General features: G+C 60.7%; 12 protein-coding genes. 5 read left to right on the forward strand and 7 right to left on the reverse strand.

Annotated elements, in window-relative coordinates; all coding sequences use genetic code 11:
- Nucleotides 1-1,179 carry an acyl-CoA dehydrogenase family protein gene (locus JTP94_RS17530; RefSeq protein WP_204851751.1) on the reverse strand — a complete coding sequence of 393 codons (1,179 nt, stop codon included), beginning with the start codon at nucleotides 1,177-1,179 and terminating at the stop codon, nucleotides 1-3.
- Between the two features lie 309 nt (nucleotides 1,180-1,488).
- Between JTP94_RS17530 and JTP94_RS17535 the strand changes: the two genes are divergently transcribed.
- Genes JTP94_RS17535 through JTP94_RS17555 form a run of 5 tightly spaced genes read left to right on the forward strand, consistent with a single transcriptional unit; the run spans nucleotide 1,489 to nucleotide 6,416 of the window.
- Nucleotides 1,489-2,844, forward strand: coding sequence for an LLM class flavin-dependent oxidoreductase (locus tag JTP94_RS17535; RefSeq protein WP_204851752.1), 1,356 nt, complete (start codon nucleotides 1,489-1,491; stop codon nucleotides 2,842-2,844).
- A gap of 7 nt (nucleotides 2,845-2,851) precedes the next feature.
- Nucleotides 2,852-3,691: an ABC transporter ATP-binding protein gene (locus JTP94_RS17540; protein WP_204851753.1), complete on the forward strand. Its 840-nt coding sequence runs from the start codon at nucleotides 2,852-2,854 to the stop codon at nucleotides 3,689-3,691.
- 18 nt (nucleotides 3,692-3,709) lie between these two features.
- On the forward strand, nucleotides 3,710-4,786 hold the full coding sequence (locus JTP94_RS17545) for an ABC transporter substrate-binding protein (RefSeq protein ID WP_204851754.1): 1,077 nt from the start codon (nucleotides 3,710-3,712) through the stop codon (nucleotides 4,784-4,786).
- A gap of 32 nt (nucleotides 4,787-4,818) precedes the next feature.
- The gene (locus JTP94_RS17550) at nucleotides 4,819-5,637 is read left to right on the forward strand and encodes an ABC transporter permease (protein WP_204851755.1); all 819 of its coding nucleotides are present in this window, start codon (nucleotides 4,819-4,821) and stop codon (nucleotides 5,635-5,637) included.
- Between the two features lie 2 nt (nucleotides 5,638-5,639).
- Nucleotides 5,640-6,416, forward strand: a complete 777-nt coding sequence (locus JTP94_RS17555; protein ID WP_204851756.1) for an ABC transporter permease — start codon at nucleotides 5,640-5,642, stop codon at nucleotides 6,414-6,416.
- A gap of 165 nt (nucleotides 6,417-6,581) precedes the next feature.
- Here the strand turns inward: JTP94_RS17555 and JTP94_RS17560 are convergent, their stop codons facing one another.
- The 6 genes from JTP94_RS17560 to JTP94_RS17585 form a co-directional block, all read right to left on the reverse strand.
- Nucleotides 6,582-7,235, reverse strand: a complete 654-nt coding sequence (locus tag JTP94_RS17560; RefSeq protein WP_204851757.1) for a hypothetical protein — start codon at nucleotides 7,233-7,235, stop codon at nucleotides 6,582-6,584.
- Nucleotides 7,217-8,707 carry a sugar ABC transporter ATP-binding protein gene (locus tag JTP94_RS17565; RefSeq protein ID WP_204851758.1) on the reverse strand — a complete coding sequence of 497 codons (1,491 nt, stop codon included), beginning with the start codon at nucleotides 8,705-8,707 and terminating at the stop codon, nucleotides 7,217-7,219. Before JTP94_RS17565 ends, JTP94_RS17560 begins: the two co-directional genes overlap by 19 nt.
- Before the next feature lie 66 nt (nucleotides 8,708-8,773).
- Nucleotides 8,774-9,730 (reverse strand): substrate-binding domain-containing protein, encoded by a 957-nt coding sequence (locus JTP94_RS17570; protein ID WP_204851759.1) that lies wholly within the window; start codon nucleotides 9,728-9,730, stop codon nucleotides 8,774-8,776.
- A gap of 69 nt (nucleotides 9,731-9,799) precedes the next feature.
- Nucleotides 9,800-10,822 carry an ABC transporter permease gene (locus tag JTP94_RS17575; protein ID WP_204851760.1) on the reverse strand — a complete coding sequence of 341 codons (1,023 nt, stop codon included), beginning with the start codon at nucleotides 10,820-10,822 and terminating at the stop codon, nucleotides 9,800-9,802.
- Entirely contained in the window at nucleotides 10,791-12,281 is a 1,491-nt protein-coding gene (locus tag JTP94_RS17580; protein ID WP_204851761.1) for a xylulokinase, read from the reverse strand. Before JTP94_RS17580 ends, JTP94_RS17575 begins: the two co-directional genes overlap by 32 nt.
- A gap of 3 nt (nucleotides 12,282-12,284) precedes the next feature.
- Nucleotides 12,285-12,914, reverse strand: coding sequence for an SIS domain-containing protein (locus JTP94_RS17585; protein ID WP_204851762.1), 630 nt, complete (start codon nucleotides 12,912-12,914; stop codon nucleotides 12,285-12,287).
- Between the last annotated feature and the right edge of the window lie 84 nt (nucleotides 12,915-12,998).

The raw sequence follows: 12,998 nt of genomic DNA on the forward strand, positions 1-12,998 counted from the left end.
TCAGCGGTACATTGCCGGCGTCGGAAGTTCGCCGGTCAGCAGCCAGGTGCCGATCGTACGCTTCTTGTATTCGGCGGGATTGTGGAGTGTGTGGGTGCGGACATTGCGCCAGAAGCGATCGAAACCATTGGCTGTCGTGGCGGATCGCGCGCCCATGACCTCGAAGATCTCGCTGGAGACGGCAAGGCCGATCTCGCCGGCATAGATGTTGGCAGTGGCTATATCGATGGCTGCTGAGCCTCGGTCCTCATGCGTCAGGCCAGGTCCCTGATTGAATGCCTCGTCGAGGCTGCGGGCGGCCTTGTCGGCGAGCTCGGCGGCAGCCAGCGTGCGGATATAGAGATCGCCATATTGTCGCTTGATCCAGGGATCGTCGGTGTGCTTTTCGACACCGGAATAGATCCATGGACGCGATGATGTCGTCGTGTAGGCCCGGCCTTCTTCCAGCGCGCCCTGCGCACTGCCGACGAAGACGTTGAGCAGCACGCTCTGCTGCAGCAATGACGTTAGCGAGGTGTAAGGTGTCAGCGGGATGGCAGGCGAGCTGATGAGCTCATCATCCTCGATCTCGAGATCCTGAAAACTGACTGTTCCACTGCCGGTCTGGCGCTGGCCGATCCCGTCCCAATCGTCTTCGATGACAATCCCGTCACGGTCGGCGGGAACGGCAGCCGTCAGCCGATCGCCCTCGGCGTTTTCAAACGAGATCTGAATGTAGTCGGCAATGTGGGAGCCTGACGAGAACGGGCGCTTGCCGTTGACAAGCCATCCATTGTCGATCCGCCGCCCCGACGAGGTCTTCGACATGGCGTTGCCGGAATTGCCCCAGACCAGATTTCCGGCAGCCGAGGCACGCAGCAGGCGGTCCTTCTGGGCATTCGAGCCACGGAAAAGAACGAGGTTTAGCGGGAGATGATGATAGCCGAAGAGATGGGCGAGCGAACCGTCCGTGCGGGCGAACTCCCTTACGACACGCAGGATGGAGAGCCAGGAGGCACCTTGTCCGCCATATTGGGCGGGAATCTGCGCAGACGGCAATCCGCTCTGTTTCAGCAAGCGGATCTGCTCGGTCGGCCTGCCGCCAAGCTTGTCGCGCTGAACCGCGTCTTGATGGAATGCCTGCCTGAGTTCGATGGCTTTGGCGACCAAGGGATCGGAACTGTCGGAATTGAAAGACATGTCTGCTCCACGCATCTGGATGTGAGCGGCGCTTCGTCGCTTACCGCGTGGAGGGTTCGGCGGCTGCCGCCGCAAGTCCAGCAATATCTATTTGATCCTGTGGGAAGAAATTCTTTCCCAGGCGGGGCTGCGGACGGATGTCGATGCCGATGTCCTAGTTTCATGGCGAATAGCTGCGAAACGTTCTCCGCCCGATCGACGCTGCGTGCGACGACAAATCCGAAGTGATGACTGTAAATAGAATATAATTTCTATAGATTATCAGATTTAATGATTAGCCTTCTTCCCGCTGCCATGGGGGAGAAGACGATGACGGGTAAAAAACGCCAGCTGAAGCTTGGAGCATTCCTTTATCCGACGGGCCACCACATCGCCGCCTGGCGGCATCCTTTGGCTCAGGCCGATGCCGGCTCGAATTTTGCCCATTATGTCGAGCTTGCTCAAATTGCCGAAGCTGCCAAGTTCGATCTGATCTTCATGGCGGACGGCGTTGGAACGCGCGGAGCGGACACGGAGGCCTTGCATCGGACGGCTATTCGGTATGTGGCGCAGTTCGAGCCGATCACGCTGCTGTCCGCCCTGGCCGCGGTCACGAAAAACATCGGTTTCGTTGCCACCGCCTCGACCTCCTTCAATGAGCCGTATCATATTGCGCGCAAGTTCGCGTCCCTTGACCACATCAGCGGCGGTCGCGCCGGCTGGAACCTGGTGACGTCCTCGAGCGATCATGAGGCGCATAATTTCGGCAGGGACGAGCACTATGCCCATGCCGAGCGCTACGAGCGGGCGGAGGAGTTCGCCAATGTGGTGCGTGGCCTCTGGGACACCTGGGAAGAAGACGCGTTTCCCCGCAACAAGCAGAGCGGCATCTACTTTGATCCGCACAAGCAGCATATCCTCAATCACAAGGGTAAGCATTTCAAGGTCCGCGGTCCGTTGAACGTCGCGCGCACGCCGCAGGGACATCCGGTCCTGGTGCAGGCGGGTTCGTCCGAGCCGGGCCGGGAGCTTGCGGCCCGCACGGCCGAGGTTGTCTTCACCGCCCATCAGACCATTGAGGATGCCAGGGCCTTCTATAGCGATCTCAAAGATAGACTTGGGAAATACGGCCGAGACCGCGATGATCTCAAGATCATGCCTGGCATCTTCCCCGTCGTCGGCAGGACGCAGGCGGAGGCGGAGGAAAAATTTGCACAGATCCAGGATTTGATCCATCCGGCCGTCGGTCTTTCCCTGCTGAACGGCATGTCGGGCGGTGTCGACCTGTCTCAATACCCCGTCGACGGCCCTGTTCCCGACTTGCCGGAAACCAATGGCAGCAAGAGCCGTCAAAAGTTGCTGTTTGACCTTGCGCGACGCGAAAATCTGACCATCCGGCAGCTCTACCTTCGCATTGCCGGCGCGCGTGGACATTGGCAGATCGTGGGAACCCCGACACAGATCGCCGATCAGATGGAGGAGTGGTTCAGGACGGGTGCTGCGGACGGATTCAATGTCATGCCGCCGCAACTGCCTACGGGCCTCTATGACTTCGTTGAGCACGTGCTGCCGGAGCTGCGTCGACGCGGCCTCTTCCGCAGCGAATATGAGGGCAAGACCTTGCGCGAAAATCTGGGCCTGAAAGTGCCGCAGCATCCCGCGCGGCATGCGGTCGCCGCGGAGTAGCTGGGCGATGGGCAATTCCCTGCACCTCCAGATCAGCCACGTCACACGCCGGTTCAAGGTCAACGGCGAGACATTGACCGCTCTCGATGATGTCAGCCTTGACATCGCCGAGGGCGAATTCGTCACCATTGTCGGTGCGAGCGGCTGTGGAAAGTCGACGCTGCTGCGCCTCGGCGCCGGTCTGGACACCCCCACCTCCGGTTTCGTCGGCCATGCCGGACGGCCGGTCACTGAGCCGAGCCTGGAGCGAGGCATCGTCTATCAGGAGCCGCGGCTTTTCCCTTGGTTGACGGTAGCGCGCAACATCGCACTCGGGCTAGAAAACTCCGGGTTGCCAAAGGCAGAAAAGAAGAGGCTGGTCGAATCCCACCTTGAGCTTGTCGGGCTGTCGGGCTTTGCCAACGCCTATCCACACCAACTTTCCGGCGGCATGGCGCAGCGCGCCGGCATCGCCAGAGGCTTGGTCAATCGCCCGAATGCGCTGTTTCTCGATGAACCGTTTGGGGCGCTCGACGCCATTACCAAGACAAGGCTGCAGGATGAGCTTCAGGATATCTGGGCCAAGGAGCGCATCACGATGGTTCTGGTGACGCATGATGTCGAGGAGGCTGTCTACCTTGGCGATCGTGTCGTCGTGATGTCGCCGCAACCCGGTCGCATCCGCGACATCATCCCCGTGGAATTGCCGCGCCCGCGTGCGCGAACATCACAGAGACTGGTCGACATGCGCAACCGTGTTCTCGAAAGCCTCAACGCAACAAGCTCAATACCCTCAGGTGCTCGCGTGACGCCCGTTGCAGGCGGTCGGACGGTCGAGGCACGGCCCGCCATCGCTGCGGCAGAATAAATAAAACGGAGAATTAGAATGAAACTTCTATCTATTACGCGCCTGGTTGCCGGAGCCGTCATCGCTCTCACCATGCTTTCGGTCTCCGCTCGCGCCGAGGACCCGCTGGTCATTCACGTCGGCTATGCTGCCATCGGCGTCGACAACCGCCCCTATTCCGAGGGGACCTCGGCGGCGACGGCGCGCGCCGGTGAGTTTCTGGAAAAGGAATTTGCCGGCGATCCGAACGTCAAGATCGAATGGACCTTCTTCAAGGGCGCCGGCCCGGCCGTGAACGAAGGTTTTGCCAATGACCAGCTCGATTTTGCCTACCAGGGCGATCTGCCAGCGCTGATCGGACGGGCGACCGGCCTGAAGACGAGGTTTCTGCTGGCAAGCGGTGCGCGCAAGCCGCTTTATCTCGCCGTTGCCAAGGGATCCGGCATCAAGACGATCGAGGATCTGAAGGGCCGCAAGATTGCGCTGCAGCGCGGAACCAATGGCCACCTTGCCGCAATCAAGATTCTGCAGGCGCATGGACTGACGGAGCGGGATGTCCAGGTCGTCAACCTCGACAGCGCCGGAACCATTGCCGCGCTGACGAGCAAGGACATCGACGCCGCGTTCGGCGACACGCAGCTCATCAATCTGGCGGCCAAGGATAGCGCCGACATCATCTATACGACCAAGGGCGACGACCCGCGCTTCGGCCGCAACGCCGGCATCATCGGCCGCGAGGCTTTCATCGAAGCCCATCCCGAGATCACGCAGCGTGTTGTCGATGCCTTCGTCAAGGCAGCGCAGTGGTCTTCCGAAGAGCCGAACCGCGCTCAGCTCTTCGAGCTTTGGCACAAGTCCGGCACGCCGGTTCCGATCCTGGAAGAGTATTTCCGCAACGATACGCTCGCCTACCGCAATTCGCCGCTGATCGATGACCTGCTCGTCTCGCAGTACAAGGAGCAGGCCGTCAAGAGCAAGGAGTATGGTCTCATACGCCGCGACGTCGATCTCAATGGCTGGTTCGAGCCGAAATACCTCGACAACGCGCTTGAAAGGCTTGGCCTGAAGAAGTTCTGGCAGCCCTATGGCGCGGACGGCAAGCCGGTTGCTTCCTGAGCTGTGGCTATAGCCCTGGCGAGGAGACATGCATGAGCGCCATGATTGAGACTGCCAGCCGTGCCGGACCGCGGTTGCCTTCCGCAAGACTGCGGCGGCTCGCCGTGCTCACGACAGGCCTGATCTTCCCGCTTGGCTTGCTTGGCCTCTGGTGGGTCTCCTCCTCCAGAGGCTGGCTACCGGAACAGATCCTGCCGGCGCCGGCCTATGTCTATCAGACCGGCCGCGACATGATCCTGAGCGGTGAGCTCCCTTATCATACCGGGGTGAGCCTGGCGCGCGTCGTCATCGGCTTTACGATCGGCGCAGGCTTGGGGCTGCTTCTCGGCATCGCCATGGGACTTTCCGAAAGAGTGGAGGACTATGCAAAACCGCTTTTCCTCGCCTTTGCACAGATCCCGACACTCGGATGGATCCCGCTTTTGATGCTGTTTGTCGGCATCGAGGAGACGCTGAAGATCATCATCATCGCCAAAGGCGCCATCGTGCCGATGACGCTGAATACGCTGACGGGAATTCGCGGCGTCTCGCCGAAATATGTCGAGGTCGGCAGGGCATTGCGCTTCAGCCGCTGGCAGACGTTGCGGCTGATCGTGCTACCCGGCGCCATCCCCTCGATATTCACCGGTATCCGCTACGGGCTGACGCATTCATGGACGGCGCTGGTCGGGGTCGAGTTGCTCGCTTCTTCGGAAGGGCTTGGATACCTGCTGGTCTGGGGGCGGCAGATGTTCTGGCTCGACACGGTCATCGTCGCGATGATTGCCATCGGGCTTGTCGGTTTCGTCATGGACAAGGGGCTGGATCGCATCGAGTTGTCGATTCAGCGCTGGAAGCGACAGGAGATCTGACGATGGCCAGTGCTAGCCGTTTCGTCCGATTCCGCCGTGGCATCACATTGCCGATCCTTCTCTTCATCGCCTGGGAAGTCTCAAGCCGGACCGGCCTTGTCGATGCGCGTTTCCTGCCGTCTTTGGAAGATGTTGCCGCCACCGCCAAGCGCGAACTGATCGACAACGATCTCATCGGTGAGCTGGGCTTCAGCCTGATGCGCAATATCGCCGGATTTCTAATCGGCTGCGTGCTCGGCGTCGGCTTCGCGAGCGTTCTTGCCTTGTCACGCGTTGCCGATCGGCTGCTGATGCCGACCTTCAATGGGCTGAAGCAGATATCTCTTCTTGCCTGGATACCGTTGATCTCGGTCTGGTTCGGCTTTGGTGAACAGGCGAAGATCGTCTTCGTCGCCCTCGCCGCCTTCATTCCTATTGTCCTCAATACCTATGACGGCATGCGCCAGGCGCCGGCAGATCTTTTGGAGGTCGCAAGGGCACTCAAGTTCAATGCACGACAGAAGGCGCTGCGGATCTACATCCCGGCGGCCATGCCGTCGATCGCAACGGGAGTGCATCTTGGCTTGATCTACGCCTGGCTGGCGACTGTTGGGGCGGAATACTTCCTTGCGGTCGGTCCAGGCGTCGGCGGGCTGGTCATAGCCGGACGAGAGAGGTTCGATATGGCGCTTGTCATGGTCGGCGTCCTCGTGCTTGGCCTCGTCGGCTTTACCCTTAATCGTCTCGCCTACGTCCTGGAAGCTTACTTGTTGCGCTGGCGGCCCAAACAGCCCGCATGAGCGACATCTCACGTTGTTTCCGGCTAACGGTTGAAGCGCTATTCGATTGGGTATGAGTACTCCTGCCGTATCCACAAAAGACAGACCGCAGGAAGCGGTCAATCTGCGTTTCAGCAATTCGCTGCTCTTGCAGCATAACTGTATCCAGCGATAGCCACTTCACTCTCACGCTGAAAATTTGCGACCGAGCATCTTTGAGTACTCTTCCGCTTTGGCCTTTGCCTGGCCTTCTATGAATAGGGCGGCCCCCACGACAGCCATATCCACCTGGAAGCGATTCAGGCGCTTGAAGTGTTCGGGCTCGATTCGACCATCAACTACCGTGTAGAGCCCGTTCGGGCGTTGCGCGAGACGATCGAATGCGTGTTGGTCGAAAGCACCTCCACCGGCCGGCGCCGTAAGAAGCAAGCAGCCGTCGACGTGATCGAGCTCGGCGTCAAGGGCTGCGACGGGCGTCGTGTGCCTGAGCGCCGCATAGACCTTCACTCCATTACTCCGGCCGATCGCGGTGAGTTCCCTGAAATCCTGATCGGCTTCGAGATGGATCGCGATGGATCGCACGCCTATTTCGGAGAAGCGTATCACCGAGTTCTTCGGCCGGGCGACCATTAGATGCACATCGAGCGGCATCGACGTCCGTCTGCTCAAATCGCGGATGAGACGCGCGCTCAGTCCGTATTCCGGCGCAAAGACGCCGTCCATGACGTCAAGATGCAAGGATTCGACGCTTGCAGAAACCGCGTCGATTTCCTCAGCCAGACGAAACGGGTCGGCTGCGTAAACTGAAGCGGAAAGAGCGGTCATGCGGCTGGCGCCCATGCCGCTTCGCGCAGCTTTGCCAGCGACCACTCGCCTACTTGCCTGGGAACGGAACTGCAATAGCCGTGCTGGAAGATCGCAATGCGGTCGCAGATCTCGACAAGCTCTTCCTCTTCGGAGGAGACAACGACGATGCAGCGGCCCTCGTCGGCCAGGCGCCGGATGATGTCGTAAATATCGGACTTTGCACCGATGTCGACGCCCTTCGTGGGCTCGTCGAGGAGGACAAGGTCGGCGTTCTGTTCGATAATGCGGCCGAGCAGAACCTTCTGTTGATTGCCGCCCGACAGAGACTTGACCGGAGCGTCCAGCCGGCCGCGGGTGCCGATTGACGCCAGCGTGCGGCGCGCGGAGGCGCGTGCTCCGGCAAGATCGACGAATCCGTTCCTGCGGTATCTTGTTAAGGTCGAGAGGACCACGTTCTGAAACGATGACATCAGCGGGATGAATCCATCGATCTTGCGCTCTTCGGTCAGGAAGGCGATCCCACTTCCGATCGCTTGCTTGGGGTTCGTCGGATGATAGGGCTTGCCGGCGATCTCGATGGTTCCCGCCGTCACGGTCTCCATTCCATAGAGGGTTCTGAGAAAACGGGTACGTCCCGAACCTACAAGGCCGTAGAGGCCGAGGACCTCGCCTCGTCTTGCCTCGACGTCCGCGCCTTTCAGTCTTTTGCCTGCCAGACCCCGAACGCGCAGAAACACATCGCCAGCAGGCCGCGCGTCCCGCTGCGTCGTCGCATGCTTTCCGTGGGCATCGCCGACGATGGCATCGACGATAGCCTGCTTGCTGACGTCGCCGCCAGCGGCATGGTAGACGACGCGTCCGCCTGACAGGACCGTGGCTTCGTCGCAAACAGTCAGGACCTCGTCCAGCTTGTGGGATACCAAAACGATGCCGATATTTCGATCGAGCGCTATACGGCGCACATGGTTCAGCAGGTCGGCCGACTGGTTTCCGTCCAGGGCGGTGGTCGGCTCGTCGAGGAACAGGAAGCGGGCCTTGCCCTCAAGGTTTGCGATCACCTCGATAAGCTGCTTTTCAGGGTGGGAAAGGCCTTTGACAGTGCGCGTGACGTCAATGTTCAGGCCGTAGCTCGAAAGCAGTGTCTTGCTATAGGCGTTCATCTCGGCGGTGCGCTTCACGCCATGGAGCGTGACCTCGCGTCCAAGGAAAAGGTTTTCGGCTACGGTCAAGTTGGAGATGAGGCGCAGCTCCTGGTAGACGCATCCAATCCCTTTCGCGAGCGCTTCCCTGGGCGAAGCGAGCTCGACGACTTCGTCGTCGACCGTCAGCACGCCATCGTCCTGAGGCTGTGCGCCGGCAAGGATCTTCAGAAGCGTGGACTTGCCTGCACCATTGTGGCCGAAGAGGCCGTGGATCGTGCCGGGCTTCACTTCAAAATCGATCCCGTGCAACACGCCGACACCGGCAAACGACTTGGTGACGCCTTTGGCACTGTAGCTCGACATTTCGGATACCCTCAAGCTTCGGTGGAAAGAGGGCGCGCGGCATCTGGCCGCGCGCCGTGGAGAGGATCAATACGCCTTGTCGACGGTCCCGCCGGCATTGTCCTTGTTGACGAGAAGCGGCGGGCTATCGATCACCGGATCCAGCTTCTGCCCATCGAAGAACTTCTTGATGTTCTCGACCTGGATCTGCGCAAGCTTTGCTGGCTCCTGGATCGCGCCGGCCTTCAGGATCGAATTGTCTTCGATATTCTTGACGCCGAGCTTGTCGACGAAGGCGTAAAGCTTCACGTCGTCACGGCCAAGCTGCTGGATCGCTGCCAAGGCCCCAAGCGCAGACGGCTCCGTATCGGAATAGACGACGGTGATGTCGGGGTGGCCCTGAAGCATCTCGGTCGTGACCTTCAACGACGTCGTCTCCTCGACCTTGCCGTTGACCAAAGCGACGAACTTCACGTTCGGGTTCGAAGCGAGCCCCTCCTTGAAACCGTCGTCGCGAGCATTCGCCGCCACCGACGTCGGTTCGCCGACGATACCGACCACGGCCTTGCCGTCGGCGCCGATGTCCTTGAGCAGTTGCTTGCCGATGTAGACGCCACCGGCCTTCTGGTCCGTCTGGACGGCCTGCTCAACCTTCAGGCTCTCAGCCTTCAGTCCTTCCGGGTCGGGCAGAAGGTTGATCGTGAACACCGGGATCTTGGCCTGGTTCAGCTCGGATACCGAAGCGACGCAAGGGCCGGAGGAAACGCAGTTGAGCGCAACTGCGGACACGCCCTGCTGGACCAGCGTCTGAACCTGCGAAAGCTGCTTTGCGTCGTCGTTGTCAGCGATGAGCACACGCACCTCGAAGCCCTGCTTTACGCCATTTTCCTCGAAGCTCTTCTTCATGGCGACGTAGTAGGGGTTGGTGAGGTTCGGAAGGGCCACGCCCAGAACCTTCTTGTCCTGCGCATGCGCGATCGCGGCCGACATTGCGAGCGACATGCCCAGTGCCGCCAAAGCGGAATTTTTCAAAAGCTTCTTCATCTTTCTCCTCCTTTTGGATGATGAATCTCGGTAGTTGCCGGTTCGGCCGGTGCCGTCTCGCTTCACGCCTCAGGCGCTGGCCGAAAACTTTTTCTTCAGCAGAGCGACCCAGGGAAGGGAAAGCCGGCTGGAGGAACGCAGGGTGTCGAACGTCACGCCGACGAGGATGATCACGCCGATGACGAGGGGCTGCCAGTAGGCGCTGACATTCAGCACGTTCATAAGGTTGGAGATGGTCGCGATCAGCGTAGCGCCGATCATCGCGCCGTAGATCGAGCCGATACCGCCGAAAAGGCTGACGCCGCCAACGACTGCGCCCGCGATCGAGAAGAAAAGCTCGTCGCCGCGTCCGGCCGTCGGATAGCCGGTCATCAGCCGCGATCCGTAGATCAGACCGCCGCATGCGCCGCAGAAGCCGGAAATCGCGTAGACCAGAACGGTAATGCGGGACGTGTTGACGCCGGCGAGCCTCGCGGCTTCAGCGTTGCCGCCGACCGCGAAGATATGGGTCCCGGTCACCGTCCGTTTGATGAACATAGCGGCCGCGATGATGGCAATCGCCAGGGCGATGACCGGGAACGGGATCCCAAAAACCTTGGCTTGTCCGATAAAGCGGTAGCCGAAATCCATCACGCGGATGGATTCCGCGCCGGTTATGATCTGCGGGATCGAGGCAGCGACGCCCATCATGGCGAAGGTAACGATGAAAGGGGGAACGCCAGTCCGGTCGATGATCAGTCCGTTGACTGCGCCGGCAAGCGCTCCGACCGCAAGAACCAGGAGTGCGGCGACGGGCCATGGCAAACCTACCGTTTCCATGAATACCGCGGCGATAACACAGGTCATCGCTACGATCGAGCCACAAGAGAGGTCGATGCCACCCGTGAAGAGGACAAAGGACTGCCCGAGGCAAAGGAAGCCGATGACAGCGCCGTTCAGCAGCAGGACGAACATGTTCGATAGCGTCAGGAAGTTCGGCGATGCCAACGCTCCCGCGATCATCACGACCAGCAGGACAAATGCGATCCCCGCTTCCGCGGGAACCTTTATTCCCCGGCCATCATGCGGTTGGAGTTGTGTCATGTCTGTCATCGTCCTCTCTCCACTTTGCGAGGGGCTGGGCGGCCCGATAGGCGCCCCGCACTTCTTCCATCCGTGCGACGTCTCGTTCGCGCGGCTCCGCCACGATTTCGTACCGTGGCTCCCATTCTTCAGCGACCAGCGAGGTGCTGCGTCCGGATGCTGCGGCGGCAGCCTGGACCGCCGCGCCGGCTGCGGCCGCTTCGGGCAGGTCGCAAGTCCAAACGGGTTTTCCCGTGAGGTCGGCCAGGATTTGTCGATAGGCCCTCGAGCGCGAGGCGCCGCCGGTGACAATAAGGCGGCCACCCGTCTCAAGGCCTTGGGAAGCGAGAAGGTCGCCACCCTCCAGCAGCCCGCAGATGACGCCTTCGATGGCCGCTCTCGCGATCTGCCCCGGTTCGACGTCGCTGCGAATCCCGGCGAGGACGCCGGTGGCATTCGGAAGATCGGGCGTCCGTTCCCCGTCCAGATAGGGAACCAGCACAACACCGCGCGCACCCGGCTCGGTCGCGAGCGCCAGCGTGTCGAACTCTTCCGTGGATGCCCGCAAAATTCGACGGAACGCGTCGGTCACCTTTGCCGAGTTGAGCGTGGTGACCATCGGCAGAAAGGCGTCCGTCGCGTCCGCATAGCCGTTGATCGCGCCTGTTTCGTCCTTGATGCCGATAGGCGTCCGTCCGTAGATCGTCCCGCTGGTGCCGAACGAGATGACGACGTCACCTTGGCGGATACCCATTCCCAAAGCCGCGGTCATGTTGTCGCCAGAGCCGGCGCCGACAACCGCTCCCTGCAGAGCCTCGAGTCCCTTGATCCGCTGGACAGAACCCGAAGCGTCGCTGGATCCAATGATGTCGGGGAGCACTCGCTCCCAGTCGACACCTGGAGCAGCAAGTTCCGCCAAGGCGTAGTCCCATTCGTTCCGGAAGGGGTCGAAGTATCCCGTTCCGGAGGAAACGCCGCGTTCTGTCGCGGTTCGGCCACTCAGGCGAAACAACAGGTAGTCGGACGGAAGCATGATGTGACGCGCCTTGGCGACAAGACCGGGAAAGACCCGCTCGGTCCATGCCAGCTTGCTGATGGTCAGGGCAGGAGCAGGTATGGATCCTGTTCGCGCCGCCCAACTCTTCGGCGAAAGCCTGTTGCGAAGGCGGACAGCGTCGGATGCCGCTTCGGTGTCGTTCCATAGCTTGGCGTCGCGAAGGGGAAGCCCGTCCGGCCCGATCATCACGAGGCCATGACCTTGGCCGCCGACCGAAACGGCCGCGACACGAGGTAGAAACCTGCTCAATTCACCGAGGGCCGAGAGAAGAGCCTGCCACCAGGCTTCCGGGGCCTGCTCGCTTCGAGGAGGTGTCGTCGGTGGATGAGGCTTGCGTGCTTCCGCGATCGCTGCACCGTCTTCCAACCTTCTGAGCACGACCGTGCAGGACTGTGTGGAGGAATCGATGCCGGCGACGAGATCCCGTGGCATCTGTTAGCCCTCTGCGCTCTGAAGACGGCGAAGGCTTTCTTCGGCGTCGCGCCCTACGGCGCCCGACGGATGCGTGAAGAGAAGCCTGTCCCAGCCGTATCCGCGAGCAAACCGGCAAACCTCGACAAGAGCGTCCGTCATCGCCGCAGTTGCCAGCGAACTGCCCGTTGCCACCACCTCCCCAAGATCGCTGTCGGGAGGCAGAGTGAGTTGGATCACATGATCGGACATCGCTGCCAATGCGGACTTCGGATCAGCGGTGATGGAGATCAGCCCTGCGCAAAGAGTTTTGGCGCGTTTGCAGAACTCGACCAGCTCCTCGGAGCTGCCGCCTTTCGACAGAGCGAGAACGAGATCCTCAGGCCGCAGGACGCCAAGGCCGCCATGAAGACCATCGGACGGCGGCAGATAAAAGGCCGGAGTTCCGCCTACGGAAAGAAGATGAGCAGCACGGCTGGCGATGGAACCCGATGTGCCGCTGCCTGTCACCAGGATCTTGCCCTTGCATTCAATAAGCTTCCTGGCGACCGCGAGGAAGGTCTCGTCGACCCCATCAAGCGTTCCAAGAATAGCCGCCGCATCCGCACGGATAACCTGCTTAGCGCGACCGACCCACTCATGTTCTGACTGCATAAGAGCCTCCCTGATGAACGGAGTCATAAGACAGGTCTCAGAAATCGTCAAGTGAGTATATATCCGCTCATTTGAGCGGTATGA

The organism is Martinezella lusitana (assembly GCF_016901135.1).
In the GTDB taxonomy this organism is placed as follows: Bacteria; Pseudomonadota; Alphaproteobacteria; order Rhizobiales; family Rhizobiaceae; genus Rhizobium; species Rhizobium lusitanum_D.

Excerpts from the sequence above, each read along its gene's own strand:
- JTP94_RS17570 (WP_204851759.1), bottom strand. The coding sequence starts at position 9,730 with ATGAAGAAGCTTTTGAAAAATTCCGCTTTGGCGGCACTGGGCATGTCG.
- JTP94_RS17585 (WP_204851762.1), bottom strand. The coding sequence starts at position 12,914 with ATGCAGTCAGAACATGAGTGGGTCGGTCGCGCTAAGCAGGTTATCCGT.
- JTP94_RS17560 (WP_204851757.1), bottom strand. The coding sequence starts at position 7,235 with ATGGGCGCCAGCCGCATGACCGCTCTTTCCGCTTCAGTTTACGCAGCC.
- JTP94_RS17555 (WP_204851756.1), top strand. The coding sequence starts at position 5,640 with ATGGCCAGTGCTAGCCGTTTCGTCCGATTCCGCCGTGGCATCACATTG.
- JTP94_RS17550 (WP_204851755.1), top strand. The coding sequence starts at position 4,819 with ATGAGCGCCATGATTGAGACTGCCAGCCGTGCCGGACCGCGGTTGCCT.
- JTP94_RS17535 (WP_204851752.1), top strand. The coding sequence starts at position 1,489 with ATGACGGGTAAAAAACGCCAGCTGAAGCTTGGAGCATTCCTTTATCCG.
- JTP94_RS17580 (WP_204851761.1), bottom strand. The coding sequence starts at position 12,281 with ATGCCACGGGATCTCGTCGCCGGCATCGATTCCTCCACACAGTCCTGC.
- JTP94_RS17545 (WP_204851754.1), top strand. The coding sequence starts at position 3,710 with ATGAAACTTCTATCTATTACGCGCCTGGTTGCCGGAGCCGTCATCGCT.
- JTP94_RS17530 (WP_204851751.1), bottom strand. The coding sequence starts at position 1,179 with ATGTCTTTCAATTCCGACAGTTCCGATCCCTTGGTCGCCAAAGCCATC.
- JTP94_RS17565 (WP_204851758.1), bottom strand. The coding sequence starts at position 8,707 with ATGTCGAGCTACAGTGCCAAAGGCGTCACCAAGTCGTTTGCCGGTGTC.
- JTP94_RS17575 (WP_204851760.1), bottom strand. The coding sequence starts at position 10,822 with ATGACAGACATGACACAACTCCAACCGCATGATGGCCGGGGAATAAAG.
- JTP94_RS17540 (WP_204851753.1), top strand. The coding sequence starts at position 2,852 with ATGGGCAATTCCCTGCACCTCCAGATCAGCCACGTCACACGCCGGTTC.